This is a genomic window from 'Nostoc azollae' 0708 (genome assembly GCF_000196515.1).
Taxonomy (GTDB): Bacteria; Cyanobacteriota; Cyanobacteriia; order Cyanobacteriales; family Nostocaceae; genus Trichormus_B; species Trichormus_B azollae.
Map to the genome: position 1 here is coordinate 3,615,492 of NC_014248.1, position 15,029 is coordinate 3,630,520.

13 protein-coding genes and 3 pseudogenes are annotated in these 15,029 nt (G+C 37.6%); 11 read left to right on the plus strand and 5 right to left on the minus strand.

The annotated features are described in order from the left end of the window. Positions 1 to 42 precede the first annotated feature (42 nt). Positions 43 to 459 carry a DUF1824 family protein gene (locus AAZO_RS16900; RefSeq protein WP_013192159.1) on the plus strand — a complete coding sequence of 139 codons (417 nt, stop codon included), beginning with the start codon at positions 43 to 45 and terminating at the stop codon, positions 457 to 459. Positions 460 to 512: 53 nt separating this feature from the next. Next, positions 513 to 2,435 carry an ABC-F family ATP-binding cassette domain-containing protein gene (locus AAZO_RS16905; RefSeq protein ID WP_013192160.1) on the plus strand — a complete coding sequence of 641 codons (1,923 nt, stop codon included), beginning with the start codon at positions 513 to 515 and terminating at the stop codon, positions 2,433 to 2,435. A gap of 49 nt (positions 2,436 to 2,484) precedes the next feature. Here AAZO_RS16905 and AAZO_RS16910 read toward each other — a convergent pair whose 3' ends face one another. The 4 genes and pseudogenes from AAZO_RS16910 to AAZO_RS35565 form a co-directional block, all read right to left on the minus strand. Next, complete coding sequence (locus tag AAZO_RS16910) at positions 2,485 to 2,859, minus strand: hypothetical protein (protein WP_013192161.1); 375 nt, start codon at positions 2,857 to 2,859, stop codon at positions 2,485 to 2,487. A 451-nt stretch (positions 2,860 to 3,310) separates the two neighbouring features. Then, positions 3,311 to 3,913 (minus strand): annotated as a pseudogene (locus tag AAZO_RS35560) (carbohydrate porin); the annotation flags it as partial. Between the two features lie 520 nt (positions 3,914 to 4,433). Then, positions 4,434 to 5,227, minus strand: a pseudogene (locus AAZO_RS31020) (IS5 family transposase). A gap of 355 nt (positions 5,228 to 5,582) precedes the next feature. Continuing rightward, positions 5,583 to 5,720, minus strand: coding sequence for a hypothetical protein (locus AAZO_RS35565; RefSeq protein WP_187289509.1), 138 nt, complete (start codon positions 5,718 to 5,720; stop codon positions 5,583 to 5,585). 5 nt (positions 5,721 to 5,725) lie between these two features. Here AAZO_RS35565 and AAZO_RS16930 point away from each other — a divergent pair, with 5 nt between their 5' ends. Continuing rightward, the gene (locus tag AAZO_RS16930) at positions 5,726 to 6,925 is read left to right on the plus strand and encodes a Coenzyme F420 hydrogenase/dehydrogenase, beta subunit C-terminal domain (protein WP_013192163.1); all 1,200 of its coding nucleotides are present in this window, start codon (positions 5,726 to 5,728) and stop codon (positions 6,923 to 6,925) included. A 19-nt stretch (positions 6,926 to 6,944) separates the two neighbouring features. Here AAZO_RS16930 and AAZO_RS16935 read toward each other — a convergent pair whose 3' ends face one another. Continuing rightward, positions 6,945 to 8,174: a methionine gamma-lyase family protein gene (locus tag AAZO_RS16935; protein ID WP_013192164.1), complete on the minus strand. Its 1,230-nt coding sequence runs from the start codon at positions 8,172 to 8,174 to the stop codon at positions 6,945 to 6,947. Positions 8,175 to 8,260: 86 nt separating this feature from the next. Here AAZO_RS16935 and AAZO_RS16940 point away from each other — a divergent pair, with 86 nt between their 5' ends. The 8 genes and pseudogenes from AAZO_RS16940 to AAZO_RS16970 all read left to right on the plus strand — a co-directional run bounded on the left by AAZO_RS16940 (position 8,261) and on the right by AAZO_RS16970 (position 15,025). After that, positions 8,261 to 9,079 carry an acyl-CoA desaturase gene (locus AAZO_RS16940; RefSeq protein WP_013192165.1) on the plus strand — a complete coding sequence of 273 codons (819 nt, stop codon included), beginning with the start codon at positions 8,261 to 8,263 and terminating at the stop codon, positions 9,077 to 9,079. A gap of 256 nt (positions 9,080 to 9,335) precedes the next feature. Beyond that, complete coding sequence (locus AAZO_RS16945) at positions 9,336 to 10,394, plus strand: fatty acid desaturase (RefSeq protein WP_013192166.1); 1,059 nt, start codon at positions 9,336 to 9,338, stop codon at positions 10,392 to 10,394. 69 nt (positions 10,395 to 10,463) lie between these two features. Further along, positions 10,464 to 11,543 carry a fatty acid desaturase gene (locus tag AAZO_RS16950; RefSeq protein WP_013192167.1) on the plus strand — a complete coding sequence of 360 codons (1,080 nt, stop codon included), beginning with the start codon at positions 10,464 to 10,466 and terminating at the stop codon, positions 11,541 to 11,543. Positions 11,544 to 12,627: 1,084 nt separating this feature from the next. Beyond that, the gene (locus AAZO_RS38965; RefSeq protein ID WP_228371258.1) at positions 12,628 to 12,867 is read left to right on the plus strand and encodes a DUF488 domain-containing protein; all 240 of its coding nucleotides are present in this window, start codon (positions 12,628 to 12,630) and stop codon (positions 12,865 to 12,867) included. A gap of 464 nt (positions 12,868 to 13,331) precedes the next feature. After that, positions 13,332 to 13,801: pseudogene (locus AAZO_RS16960) on the plus strand (transposase); the annotation flags it as partial. Positions 13,802 to 13,948: 147 nt separating this feature from the next. Next, on the plus strand, positions 13,949 to 14,176 hold the full coding sequence (locus tag AAZO_RS34080; RefSeq protein ID WP_041640488.1) for a helix-turn-helix domain-containing protein: 228 nt from the start codon (positions 13,949 to 13,951) through the stop codon (positions 14,174 to 14,176). Between the two features lie 45 nt (positions 14,177 to 14,221). After that, positions 14,222 to 14,452, plus strand: a complete 231-nt coding sequence (locus AAZO_RS43940) for a winged helix-turn-helix domain-containing protein (protein ID WP_049790495.1) — start codon at positions 14,222 to 14,224, stop codon at positions 14,450 to 14,452. Between the two features lie 93 nt (positions 14,453 to 14,545). Beyond that, entirely contained in the window at positions 14,546 to 15,025 is a 480-nt protein-coding gene (locus tag AAZO_RS16970; RefSeq protein WP_041641244.1) for a transposase, read from the plus strand. Positions 15,026 to 15,029 lie beyond the last annotated feature (4 nt).

Here is a 15,029-nt window from a genome sequence, read left to right on the forward strand (position 1 = left end):
TTACTCACCGTAAACCATACCAAAAGCATAATAAATAAATATATGCCTACTCCTCAAGATCCCAAGCTCACAGTCCAAGAAGCCAAAAAAATTCTCAACAAATTCAACTGTTTGGATATTGCTCCTATTCTCAAACCATCAGAAAAAGTTTTAACTCGTCAAGCATTAATTTTTATGGCCAGCCTTTCAGATTACCAAATTTTGGGAATCTGTGCAGAGACAGCAGAAGAAGGAATTATGGCCATGAAAACCTATTCTCGTGCTTTTCATTATGAAGCTCCCGACAATTTACCAACCCCTGAAGGAGCAGTTTATATCAAACTAAATGGTAAAAATGGACTGTGTTATCTCGACTCTTATTATGGTCATCATCGCGGAGTTTTAGTTTCGTGTCAATCTAATTACGAAACTGGAATTAACGAAATGTATGGACATTTACCTATTGATTTGTTCGTTTGACAAGAAATAGGAGAGAATAACTAAAATTATAAATGAACAGTGGGTAAATATTTATGAGTATTATTACACTACAATCAGTTAAAAAAGACTTGGGTATCAAAGAGATCCTAAAAGATGCCAGTTTTAGCCTTGATGTCACCGATAAAGTTGGTTTAATTGGTGCTAACGGTTCTGGGAAATCAACATTACTAAAAATAATAGCAGGGTTAGAAACAATTGACAGTGGTCAAATTTTAGTTAACTCCGGTTCTAAAATTATCTACTTACCCCAACAGCCAGATGTAGATGAAAATCGCACAGTTTTAGAACAAGTCTTTGCTGACAGTGGAGAGCAGATGGCTTTGGTGCGAGAATATGAAGGACTTTCTGATAAATTAGCTCATTATCCAGAAGATAGTCAGTTAATGTCTCATCTTTCTGTAGTAATGCAGCGCATGGACTCTACAGGTGCATGGGAACTAGAAACCAATGCCAAAATCATTTTAACAAAATTAGGAATTGCTGACTTTGATGTGAAAGTCGGAACATTATCTGGAGGCTATCGCAAACGCATTGTACTAGCAACAGCCCTATTAGCAGAACCAGATGTATTACTGATGGACGAACCAACAAACCATCTTGATGCGTTGTCTGTGGAATGGTTACAAAGTTATTTAAGTCGTTATCGTGGCGCACTTTTTGTTATTACCCACGACCGCTATTTTCTCGATAAAGTTACTAATAGAATTATCGAAATTGATAGAGGTGATATTTACACCTATACAGGTAACTATTCCTATTACTTGGAAAAGAAAGCATTAGCCCAAGAATATGCGGTCAGTAGTCAACGTAAGCATCAAGGTGCATTAAGAAGAGAATTAGAATGGCTCAAACGGGGACCAAAAGCTAGAAGTACCAAACAAAAAGCGAGAACTGACCGTGTTCACGCCATGCGTGACACTGAACTTAAACAAGCGCAGGGTAAAGTAGATATTTCCACAGTTAGCCGTCGCATTGGTAAAAAAGTTATTGAACTAAATAACATTAGTAAAGCCTATGATGGCAGTACTTTAATTAATAACTTCACCTACGAATTTAGTCCAGAAGACCGTATTGGAATTATTGGTGCTAATGGTGCGGGTAAATCTACCTTAATGAAGGTTATCACCAGACAAATTCAGCCTGATTCTGGAAATGTCGAAATTGGTAGTACCATTCACATTGGTTATTTTGATCAACATTCTGAAGACTTACTCACCGCTTTAAATGAAAATCAACGAGTAATTGACTACATTAAAGAAGAAGGCGAATTTTTACAAATAGCTGATGGAACAAAAATTACAGCTTCCCAAATGTTAGAGAGATTTTTGTTTCTAGGAAGTCAGCAATATGCACCAATCTGTAAGCTTTCAGGTGGAGAAAAACGGCGTTTATTTCTCTTACGGCTACTTATCAGTGCGCCTAATGTCTTAATATTAGATGAACCAACCAATGATTTAGATGTACAGACATTGGCGATATTAGAAGAATATTTAGAGGATTTTACCGGATGTGTAATTGTAGTGTCCCATGACCGCTACTTTTTAGATCGTACCATAGATACTATATTTGCTTTAGAAGAAGGTGGTTATATTAAACAATATCCTGGTAATTATTCAGTTTATTTAGATTACAAAAAGGCTGAAGAAGCACAACAAGAAATACTGAATACAAAAGAAAAGAGTAAAACTGTCACTTATGAAAAGGTTACATCTCCAGAAATAGAAGCTAAAAAACGACGGAGATTATCTAATTGGGAAAAGCGGGAATTTGAGCAGCTAGAAGGTAAAATTGCTAAATTAGAAGAGGAAAAAGCCTCTGTTGAAAAAGCATTAGTAACTGCTACTCCTGGGAATTACAGCCAAGTACAAAAACTGTATGGACAGGTGGAATTACTAAAGCAAGTAATTGATGTAGCCACAGAACGCTGGTTAGAATTAGCGGAAATGGACTCTTAATAATCAGTGTGCTCCAATACCGCTAAATCAGCTAATTGTTGATAATTATTTACGTATTAGGTAAATCATCTCCATTCCAAGCTTTATCTATGCTAATTACCCAAGGGACACCGTTATTAACTGGTGAACTAATACTGATTTTAGCTTTGTTAGCAAACCGTTTTAACGTTTCGGATAAGTAGGGAACAGTCGTCATGATGTTTTGATAACTTTCGATATCATGACAAACCATAATTAACATCAAAATACCGCTATTAACCTTAAAGTACCAGTGAAATTTAGATAAATAAATGCGTATCATGCTATGGCAAGCTAGGAAAAAGCGCTTTTTAGTTACTTCTTCCAGTTGACTGAGCAATATTTCACTGATTTGAGTAGTTTTATAGGAAGGTAAATCATCTGGAGATAGGTGTGGCTTAGTCATGGTTTTTCGTCCTTATTCACAAGAACAATCAACTGACATAAGTGAAGTCAGTTTTTAAGATAGTCCCAGGTCATAACCGTTCACTCCCTTATGAATGTTTATATAGTTTATATTTATGCTTCTCTAATTTTCCACATATTTTCTTTAGTAAGTTAGATACAAAAATACATGAAGTTTTCTGATAGATTATGTCTGTTTTAGGTAAAAATAACCCGTATCTTTGTTTCTATTTTTTCATGACTTCAAGTTTATTCAAGGACTTAGCTTGTGTGTGGAAACTAGGAATATTGCATAAAAAATCAATTCCATCATCTTATACCTCAACTGATCTTGATGTAGCTTTCTTAAGCCTTCTGTGTATGTAGTTTTTCTTGAGAATATTTTTATTGTATAATCGCAACAATTAATATTATCTATAACTAGCCATTGAAAAATACTGATAGAATCGAACTTAGCTTTTGGGAAGCTGGATGTTTAATTTTACACCGCTTTGAGTGCTGGCAACAGAAGCATAAATACTTGCTCCATTTAAGTAAGAGGTAGAATTGTTAAAGTCAAAGTTAAAGTCAAAATAATTAAACCAGTTTACTGTCGGTCCTAATGTTAATTTAACTGCATCTGTGAGAGGCAATGAGTAGAATAAATCTTGAATTAGGACATCTCCAGATGTTTGATCTGTATAAACATTACCATAGGTATTAAGAAAACCAGGAGAAATGAATTGATTAATGGGTGAAGCGCCATTTCCTGCTGCTAATTGTACAGTTAATAAATCTTTGCCAGTAAAAGAGGAATTTAATGTCACCCAGACTAAACTACTTAAAATCACTTGAATATCACTAATAGTATTAATTAATGGTTTTCCTGTAGTGCTATGTCTCCTACCTGCAAAACGAGCATCTAAAGAGGTATTTGGTAAAGCTTCAAATTTGACATTATCCCCTGTACATACTCCAGTTAAGTTTATCCAAGCTGAACCGTTTAGTTTTGTGGTTGTAGAAAATTGTTGTTCTTCTAAGGGAAGGACATGCTGTTCAAGACTATCTAATCTTGTTCTTAATGCGGTTAATTATGAAAAAAATTGAGTTTGTAATTGTTTTATTTTATGTAAATCATCTTCTTCAATTTTCCCTCCATAATTAATTAATGGGGTTATGTTTTTTAAACAAGTGTTTAACCCCATAGGAAATTAATAGCGAGTAATAGTTATATCACCTAAATAAAAGCCGTTCATGTTACCTTCTATGCATTGATACTTTTTTGCTAAATTTTGTAACGCTTCCTAAGCCCAGTTTTGAGGCTCTACATCACGCAGTTCAGATACAGAATTAATTTGTGTAAATACATTTGCACTGCTAGTTCTAATTTCGATATGTTCTGATATGATTCTCATTATTTTTATTAATTTTTTTGTGAATTTTAGATAACTTCATAGAAGTTAAACGAGCATATTTATTCAGGCATAAAATAATAATAATATATATTCTTAACCGAAAAAAACTTCGATAAATTAACCGAAGGTTTATTAATAAAAATTTGAAAATTCAGTTAGAGATTATTTATAAGGTAAATGTTTAGGAGACAAGAGGAAGTAGCATAATCCTAGTCATAAGAGCATATATAGCCCCCTCCCTCATTTGTGTTAAACGCTCATAATCCTTGCTTAGACGATGATATTGCTTAAACCACCCAAATGTTCTTTCTACTACCCAGGGTTGTGGTAAAACTTTAAATTCTTACTCAGTAGGTCCTATGACTTCAACATGAGCTTGAATCATGAACCAAACTGCAAGTGCAAATTTATCACCGTCATAACCGGAATCAACCCATAAAACTTGGACTTTTTCCAATAATTCTGTGGGTTCCTCTAGCAGTTCCATTAGTGCATAGGCAGCAAGTATTCGTTCTGGGGCATTGGCTTTACTAACAACAAGTTTCAACACAAGTCCAAGGCTATCAACTAAAGTCTGCCCCTTTCTCCCTTTTACCTTTTTACATCCGTCAAAACCATACACATCCCCTTTTTTTGGTCAGTTTTGACCGACTGACTGTCTGCAGCGAGCGCGGTAGGTTGTGTTGATTTACCTAATTTCGAGCGAACTTGACCACCCAATGTATGGTTGAATTTTTCCCAAACCCCCTGGCCCTGCCATTTACTGTAATAGCTATATACCGTTGACCTTGGCGGGAAGTCACCTGGAAGCATATTCCATTGACATCCAGCTTTCAAATGATAATAGATGGCATTACATATTTCACCCATATCTGTTGTGGGTGGATGCCCTCCTTCTTTGGCTGGTGGAATCAATGTGGCCAGGATTTCCCACTCCATATCAGTTAAGTCTGTGGGGTAAGACTTTCGTTCCATTAGGAGCTATGTAAATACACTACATTTTATGTATCCTATCCTTCCAATATTCCTTTTCTACTCCCCTTTACATTTACTTTATCAATAGCCTCTTAATCTTGGCTATCTATAACTTAGTCAAAAAGTTCCTTGAAACCATAAGCAGCATGCCCAACAACAGCACCAGCAGCTGCTACTTATGTAATTTGATCTTCTTCGCGCTTTTTACTTGGAAGTTTTTATACTTTTGAATTTAGAGCCATGGTAAAAAACTAACATACGACTTTTCATACCTAGCGAAGTATAATTACTCAATTGCAGAATAAAGTTACAACAAAACTTATAAAAAATTAAATAAAAACAAACAAACTATCCATCACTCAAAACTCCCCCCTTTTGCATCCCTCTCTGCGCCTTTGCGTGAGACAAAACTCTTATCCAACTTAAAACGCCAACCAACTTCACAACCCCTAACGGTATCGTAATAAAAGCGATATTGGATAAAAACAAACAAAATATATGACCTCCATAGAGTCCAGCAATCACAAAAAAGCCAAAGCCCTTAAACCCGGAAGCGTACGCCCCGCTAAAGAACTATGTAGTGAATGCGGACTATGCGACACCTACTATATCCACTACGTCAAAGAAGCTTGTGCTTTCATCACCCAAAAAATAGATCAACTAGAAACAACTACCCATAACCGCCCCCGCAACCTAGAAGACGAAAACGAACTCTATTTCGGTGTTCATCAAGAAATGATGTCCGCACGCAAGCTACAACCGATAGAAGGCGCACAATGGACAGGAATAGTTAGCAGCATAGCTATAGAAATGCTCAACCGTGGCTTAGTTGAAGGCGTGGTATGTGTGCAAAACACCAAAGAAGACCGCTTTCAACCTATGCCCATCATAGCGCGAACCACCGAAGAAATACTAGCAGCAAAAGTAAATAAACCGACCCTTTCCCCCAACCTATCCGTATTAGAACAGATAGAAGAATCAGGAATGAAGAGGTTATTAGTCATAGGTGTAGGTTGTCAAATCCAAGCATTACGCGCCATAGAAAAAAAACTGGGTTTAGAAAAACTCTACGTACTAGGAACACCATGTGTAGATAACGTTACCCGTGCCGGACTACAGAAATTCCTAGAAACCACCAGCCGATCGCCTGCAACAGTCGTCAGTTACGAATTCATGCAAGACTTCCGGGTACACTTCAAACACGAAGACGGTTCAGAAGAAACAGTACCCTTCTTTGGCTTAAAAACCAACATCCTCAAAGACATTTTCGCCCCATCCTGTATGAGTTGCTTTGATTACGTCAACTCCCTCGCTGATATAGTTGTGGGTTATATGGGCGCACCCTTCCCCTGGCAATGGATACTTGTGAGAAATGATACCGGACAAGAAATGTTAGAACTTGTGAAAGACCAACTTGAAACTCAACCTGTTATGTTCCAAGGAGATAGAAAACCCGCTGTACAACAAGGTATAGAAGCCTATGATAAAGCCGTTACCTTACCGATGTGGGTAGCGAAATTAATGGGAGTAGTCATAGATAAAATTGGACCCAAGGGTTTGGAATATGGGAGATTTTCCATAGATTCCCACTTTGCTAGAAATTACTTATATGTAAAGCGGAATCATCCTGAGAAACTGGAAGCCCACTTACCAGAGTTTGCGAGGCGGATCGTGGGACAGTATAATTTACCAGAATAGGTTCCGCGCGAAACTCGTCCTAAGCTTCTCCTACAGCCTCAATAGCTGCCTGTAAAGCGATTGCTACATGAGTCCAATGTGTACCCCCTTGACAATACACAACATAAGGCTCACGTAATGGGCCATCAGCTGATAATTCCAAGGTGCTGCCTTCAATAAATGTGCCTCCAGCCATGACTACTTCGCTTTCATAGCCTGGCATATCGTCGGGTATAGGGTCGAGATAAGACCCGATGGGTGAAGACTGTTGGATGGCTTTACAAAAGGCGATCAGCTTTTTGGCTGAACCCAGTTTAATCGCTTGGATGACATCTCCTCGTGGTGCTAAGGGTGGGGGGTTAACTGGATATCCAAGTTTGTCAAATACGTATCCTGTTAGGTATGTTCCTTTCATAGCTTCCCCAACCATCTGCGGTGCTAAAAATAATCCCTGGAATAAGAGGCGGTTTTGGTCGAAGGTCGCTCCTCCAGCACTACCTATTCCGGGGGCTGTTAGTCTACAAGCTGCAGCTTCTACTAGGTCTGCTCTTCCTGCTATATATCCCCCTGCTGTAACTAATGTACCGCCAGGATTTTTAATTAATGACCCGGCCATTAAGTCAGCACCTACATGAGTAGGTTCTTTAATATCAATAAATTCGCCATAACAGTTATCTACGAAACATACAGTGTTGGGGTTTTGCTGTTTGACTATGTGAATGATTTTTTCAATCTCTTGTATAGAGAGGCTTGGCCTCCATAAATATCCACAGGAACGTTGAATTAATACTAATTTGGTATTTTCTTGAATTCCGTGCTGTAATGCTTGCCAATCTATTTTTCCTTCTTCGTTTAGTTCTAGTTGGCGGTATTTTATGCCAAAATCAATAAGAGACCCTTGGCCTTGACCACGCAAGCCAATTACCTCTTCCAAAGTATCGTAGGGAGAACCAATCACTGCTAACATTTCATCCCCAGGCCGAAGCACTCCATAAAGCGCACAGGTGATCGCATGAGTTCCTGATACAATCTGCACTCGCACCAACGCAGCTTCTGCTCCCATTACTTGGGCAAAAACTTGATCTAAGGTTTCTCTCCCTAAATCATCATGTCCATAACCGCTTACACTCGCAAAGTGGTGCGCCCCTACTCGATGATTACGAAATGCTGTTAGCACTCTTTGAAGATTATGCTTGACCTGTGCGTCAATTCCAGAAAAAATCTCTAATAGCGCCTGTTCTGCTTCTTGCAGCTGCTCTATGCTGTTCATTGTTTCCTCATTTAAAAAAATAATCTAAATATGCGGATTCGTAAATCACGCAGATTAGGCTAGACAATTCCTATGAAGGTTACTGCATGACAATTGCTACCTCAACTAAACCTCAAATTAACTGGGTTAATACCCTATTTTTCATCGCTCTGCACATCGGTGCTTTATTTGCCTTTTTTCCTGGTAACTTTAGCTGGACAGCCGTTGGTGTTGCATTATTCCTCTACTGGGTGAGTGGTGGTTTAGGCATTACTCTGGGTTTTCACCGTCTCGTTACCCATCGAAGTTTTCAAACCCCTAAATGGTTGGAGTATTTTCTGGTGTTCTGTGGTACTCTTGCCTGTCAAGGTGGACCAATTGAGTGGGTAGGGACACATCGTATTCATCATTTGCATTCTGATACTGAACAAGATCCGCATGATTCTAATAAGGGTTTTTGGTGGAGTCACATCGGTTGGCTAATTTTCCACTCTCCTGCGCACTCCCAAATTCCCCGATTTACAAAGGATATTGCAGGAGACCCAGTTTATCAGTTTTTCCAAAAGTATTTCATTTTAATCCAGTTAGTTCTGGGTGCAGTGTTATTATTTTTGGGTGGTTGGTCTTTCGTGGTTTGGGGCGTTTTTGTCCGCATCGTTTGGGTTTATCACTGCACATGGTTAGTGAACAGTGCTACCCATAAGTTCGGTTACCAAAGTCATGACTCTGGCGACAGATCTACTAACTGCTGGTGGGTTGCTGTACTAGTATTTGGTGAAGGCTGGCATAATAACCACCATGCTTATCAATACTCAGCCCGTCATGGTTTGGAATGGTGGGAAATTGATATGACTTGGATGACTATTCAATTACTACAACTCTTCGGTCTCGCTACAAATGTCAAGCTGGCAGAGCGAAAAGCATAACGCATAATTTATCTTCAAAGTCAATAGTTTTATGTTCAAATTTTGGGTGGAAAACTATTGACTTTTTATGTGCAACTACAGTATTTAGCTAATGACAGCAATTAAAAACAAAATTTTTAATTTTCAATTTTTAATTTTTATCTATCCTAAGTTGCTATTAGGTTGCTATAATCTCAGGAATTAATATTACAAAACTTTGCTGCAAACTCATTTTTTGAGTGAATTTGTAGATCATTTTGTTGTTTTTCAGGTATTCATGACTACATCAATCATCAAAAGCCAGGAAATTCTGGTCTCCACAGACCTTGATAAAGACCAAATCAAACTAAAGCATATTATCAAAAGTCTGCCCAAGGAATGCTTCCAGAAAAATAGCCGCAAAGCATGGACTACTGTAGTTCTCAGTTTGGCTATGGCTGCATTAGGCTATTATTTCCTAGCAATTTCTCCCTGGTTTCTTTTACCGTTAGCATGGATTTTTACAGGCACAGCTTTAACAGGATTTTTTGTCATAGGTCATGACTGCGGACATCGTTCATTTGCTAAGCGTCGTTGGGTAAATGATTTAGTTGGCCATTTTTCCATGATGTTTTTAATTTACCCTTTTCATACCTGGAGAATTAAACATAATCATCACCATAAACATACAAATAAACTAGATGAGGATAACGCATGGCATCCCATCCGACCAGAAACTTTTGAAAATTGGGATAAAACCAAACAGTCTGCATTTGAACTTTTCATGCGGAAACGTCTCTGGTGGGTAGGTTCTATTGGACATTGGGCTCTTGTGCATTTCGATGCCCGGAAATTCGAGAAAAAAGACCAAGCTAGTGTTAAATTATCTGTGGCTGTAGTATTAATATTTGCAGCTATTGTTTTCCCAAGTTTGATTATCACCACTGGTGTTTGGGGCTTTATTAAATTCTGGTTTATCCCCTGGATGGTTTACCATTTCTGGATGAGTACCTTCACCATTGTTCACCACACAACCGCAGACGTTCCTTTTGGATCAGCTGAAAAATGGAACGAGGCTATGGCACAGTTATTTGGAACAATTCATTGTGATTATCCTCGTTGGGTAGAAATCCTTTGTCACGATATTAACGTTCACGTTCCCCATCATATCTCTACCTCCATTCCTTCTTACAATTTGCGTTTAGCTTACGCCAGTATCAAGGAAAATTGGGCTTCTTATCTTCATGATGAATGTAAGTTCTCTTGGGACTTAATGAAAAAAATTACTAACGAATGTCAACTATATCAAACTGACATTGGTTATATAACTTTTGACAAATATTACGCTCAAAAATAACAACCTGTACGACAGGCATCTTGCCTGTCCATATTTTCCCAATACTTCCATTCAAGATTATTAAATCCAGTGCAATTAGACATATTTCAACTCAACCAAAATTCTGGTATTGACTCATCTCAGGGTGAAGGTAAACTTCCCTTTACTCTTAAAGATTTAAAAGCTGCTATTCCGGCTGAATGTTTTCAGCCCAGTGTGATTAAATCACTGTATTATTTTTTTCGTGATGTTGCCATAGTTGCCTTGCTATATGCAGTTGCAAATTATCTAGACTCTTGGTATTTCTGGCCAATTTTCTGGGTCATGCAAGGAACAATGTTTTGGGCTTTATTTGTAGTTGGTCATGACTGTGGACACCAATCTTTTTCTAATAATAAATGGCTAAATGATTTGGTTGGTCATCTTTCCCATATTCCTATTCTCGTGCCTTATCATGGTTGGAGAATTAGCCACAGAACTCACCACAAAAATACTGGCAGTTTGGAGAATGATGAAAGTTGGTATCCTTTAAGTGAATCTAAATATCAAGAATTACCTTTGTTGCAAAAGGTAGTTCGCTATTATCTCTTTTTGCCACTGGCTTACCCTATTTATTTATTTCAGCGCACTCCAGGTAAAGAAGGTTCACATTTTTCACCAAGTACTCCGCTTTTTAAGCCTTCAGAAAAATGGGATATTATCACTAGCACTACCCTGTGGATTTGCATGGTAGGTTTGCTAGGTTTCCTCACCTATCAATGGGGTTGGATGTGGTTGTTAAAATACTACGCTGCTCCTTACATTGTATTTGTGATTTGGCTGGATTTAGTGACTTATTTGCATCACACTGAGCAAGAGTTACCTTGGTATCGTGGTGATAATTGGACTTTTTTGAAGGGTGCAATTTCTACCGTTGATAGAGATTATGGGATTTTTAACCATATCCATCATGATATCGGTACTCATGTAGCCCATCACATCTTTTTGAATATGCCTCATTACAATTTATTGAAAGCAACTGAGGCGATTAAACCGATTTTGGGTGACTATTACTACAAGTCTGAAGAACCAATTTGGAAGTCTTTATGGCATTCTGCTAAGGTTTGCCATTTTGTACCAGATACGGGTGATAAGGTTTATTACACTTCTTATCAGGAAAATAAGAAGTAATCGGTAAATTATTGAAATGAATAAAGTCCGCAAGCGCGGGCTTTTTTTATTTGATATATACTAAAAAATGGTTTAAAAGTGTGATTCTGAACGTTCGCGGAGCGTCTCTGAAAGAGATAGTGAAAAATCCCTTCACTTAGAGAAAAATTAATGTAAATTGAATTAGGGTTATTTTAGTTGTTGATCTATTTGCTATTAACTATTTTCTTAGCGTAGTTTAAATATTTTTGATAATCAAGAATCTTTTATTGTGGTGCGGCATAATAGACCTATTGCAAAATTCTTTATGTGGTATGATAGAGAGTTTTAGATTTTATGTATTTTTGGTGTTCTTTGGGCTCGCTAATTCAAATATAACCCTGTAACTCTAACCTTTAGCTAAAACAAAGATAACCGTCAATTATAACATAAAATTAATTCTGTCATAGGTCTAATCAGAACTAGATGTTGGTACTTTTTTCAGCATTTCTATAGTAGTTTTTTGCCACTCTATACCTACTTGATACCACTCTGCTTTGGTTTTCGCTATTCGAGTTAGTTGGGCTCCATTTTTACCTAAATTAACAGCTTCTTGAAAGTTATCTGTTGTGGTATGTGTTTTTTTGGGTTTTTCATTTCAGTTAAACCCATGCTACCCCCCAAGTTATTCATTTCTACATCTATAGAATTAGCATTATCAGCTTTTGCTTTATGGGTTACATTTGGCGGTTAAAATACTTATACGTTATTTTGTATAATAACAAATTATGAAAACATTCACTATTGGACATTCCAATCATTTAAGTGAAAAATTTATCTAACTTTTACAACAACATTAAGTAACAGCATTAGCTAATGTGCATTCTCATCCCTATAGTCGCAGATTGCCCCAGTTTAACTAATCGGCTTTAAAAGCAGCACTCAAAAGCGTAAATATTGCTTATGTTCCCCTTGGTGATAATTTAGGCGCTCGTCCTTTTAATAGAACATATTATGTAGTATGTAGATGGAATGGCTAGATATGGTTTGAATCCTGCAACAGAGGCTTTTGGAATTGGTTCAAATCCGTTGAATTCAAGGGGCAGAAAAATTTCAAATTAGTTTAATGTGTGCGGAACAGGATCCTATAGTTTGTCATCGAGCAATTTTGATTTGTCCACATTTGGAAAGTGCTGGTTTAGAAGTTTATCATTTTCGTAAGAATGACAATTTAGAAGTGGATCAAGATTTAGCAAATAGAGTCTTAAAACAGCATAATTTATATAGAATTTCGACCAAAAATAAAAGTCATGTTAAACAACTTTCTCTATTAGATAAGCAATCTACACAAACTATGGGGAAATAACTTTCCCGTGAAGATTTAGTAGAAAAAGCGTATCTATCAGTTAGGAAGTGCAAGAGTAGCTTATACAAAAACAGAAGATAATCATCAGTGAACAAGTTAACTTATTTACTATTAAAAAGGTGAACAGTTTTTCGAGACATTTATCAAATCAGGTGTGAAGCGAGTTATTGATACTCGATTAAAAATGTTTCCTAACTGGCTGGATTTGCAAAGAAGCAAGATTTATAATTTTTTCTACAGAAAGGGGGTATTAAATATATCCAGATTCTTGATTTAGCACCTACTAAACATATTCTGGATGCTTATAAAAAGAAAGAAATAAGGTAGGATAGCTACGCAGAAAAATTTAATTATTTGATTTCACAACGACAAGTTGAAAAGAAAATGTCGGGACTTAAACAACAGTTAAGAGTAAAAAGGAGTATAATGGGATTTTCGTGTAGCTTTCACGTTCAAAGAAGCTGATGAAAGAAACCACTGCCCCAGCAATGGCACCATGGTTTGAAAGATGGTGTGATTTGATGATATATTTACTCATCAAGTGCAGAAAAGAGATTTTAGACATGATTTAGGGGGATGATTGGGTGAAAGTGAGAGAAAAAACCTATTTCAAATGGTAGAGAATGCTCTAGGGGTGACCTACCAACGATTACACCACTTTTTAACTGAAGCACCTTGGTCCAGTTCCCAAGTCAATGAGGGTCGGTTAGAGATTATGAACAAGTGTAGTCAGAGGAGAATCACCAGAGGATTTAGCTTAATAATTGATGATTCTGTCCATAGAAAAAGGGGGAATTTTAGGGATGGAGTAGGAAGAAAATATATTGGGGAAATTGGGAAAAGGGATACTGGAATAGTAGTAGTAACAACACATCTATATGATGGCAGTAAAAGCTTACCATTAGATATAGAGTTATATCACCACGGTGATTCTTGACCCAAAGGGAAACAAGACCCTCTATTTGAGAATAAACCTGAGTTATGAATTAAATTAATACATCTGACCTTATACCAAGTCTAAATGAGTGTAGATAGAACTGTAGAATAAAGAACATGGAAGATAAAGACTCATGAGGAAGCAATGGCACGCCCTTTCAATCTAGAAGTTCAAGAAAGTGCTGAGTATTTGTCAAAAAGCCTGAAAAATGCGCGGACAGCATTAGACAAAGAACGTTTACAAATGCTGTGGTGGATAAAAACAGAACAAGTAACCCAGCATCAAGAAGTGAGCCGAAGATTGGGCAGAGATGGGTCAACAATAACAGGATGGTTACAAAGGTATGGAAAAGGAGGACTATCTTCTCTTTGAGAGGTAAAAACTGCGCCTGGGGCAACTCCTTTAATACAAGGTGAAATGCTATCACAACTAATATCAAAGTTAGAATCCCCCCAAAGGTTTAGCAGTTATAGGCAAATTGTGGAATGGCTAGAGCAAGAATGGCACGTCCAAGTCAAATACAAGACAGTTTACAGTTTAGTGCCCTACAAACTAGGGGCAAAATTGAAAGTACCTCGACCCATCAGCTCATCACAAGATGAGCAAGCTATAAACCTTTTTAAGAAAACATCCCCCTTGCCTTGGTAGCTTTAGAGAAACTATTGGGTGGGGGAAAACGACTGAGTTACCTGTGCCAGGACGAAACCAGATTAGGTTTGAAGACCGAAACTGGACGAGTGAGTGATTACGGCTCGTGGTGTTAAACCTGTAGTGAGGGTGCAGTGGCCACGAAAAGCATTTTGGCTTTATGGAGTTGTTGAACCCACCTCTGGATGGCATTTTTGTCAGGAATATCCTCATCTAAACAGTGAGAATTTTCAGAAATTCTTGGATGTCCTATCTCAAGAATTAGGTTCTGATATGGCATTAATGCAGATGGATCAAGCTTCTGCACACCAAGCTTTGGCACTGTCTTGCCCTAAAAATATTATTCCCATTTTTCAACCATCTCACTCTCCTCAACTTAACCCCATGGAGCGATTATGGCAGTTTATTAAACGTCAGTTCAAAGGTGAAAGTTTCTCACATCTCGACCAATTGCGTCAAGGAGTTCAACATGAATTAGCTCAATTATCTTCTGAGGTCATCTCCTCTTTGACCAGTTATGATTTCATCCTTGAAGCTCTGTTTCATCAAACTTTATTCTGTGCAGCCTCATAGAGAA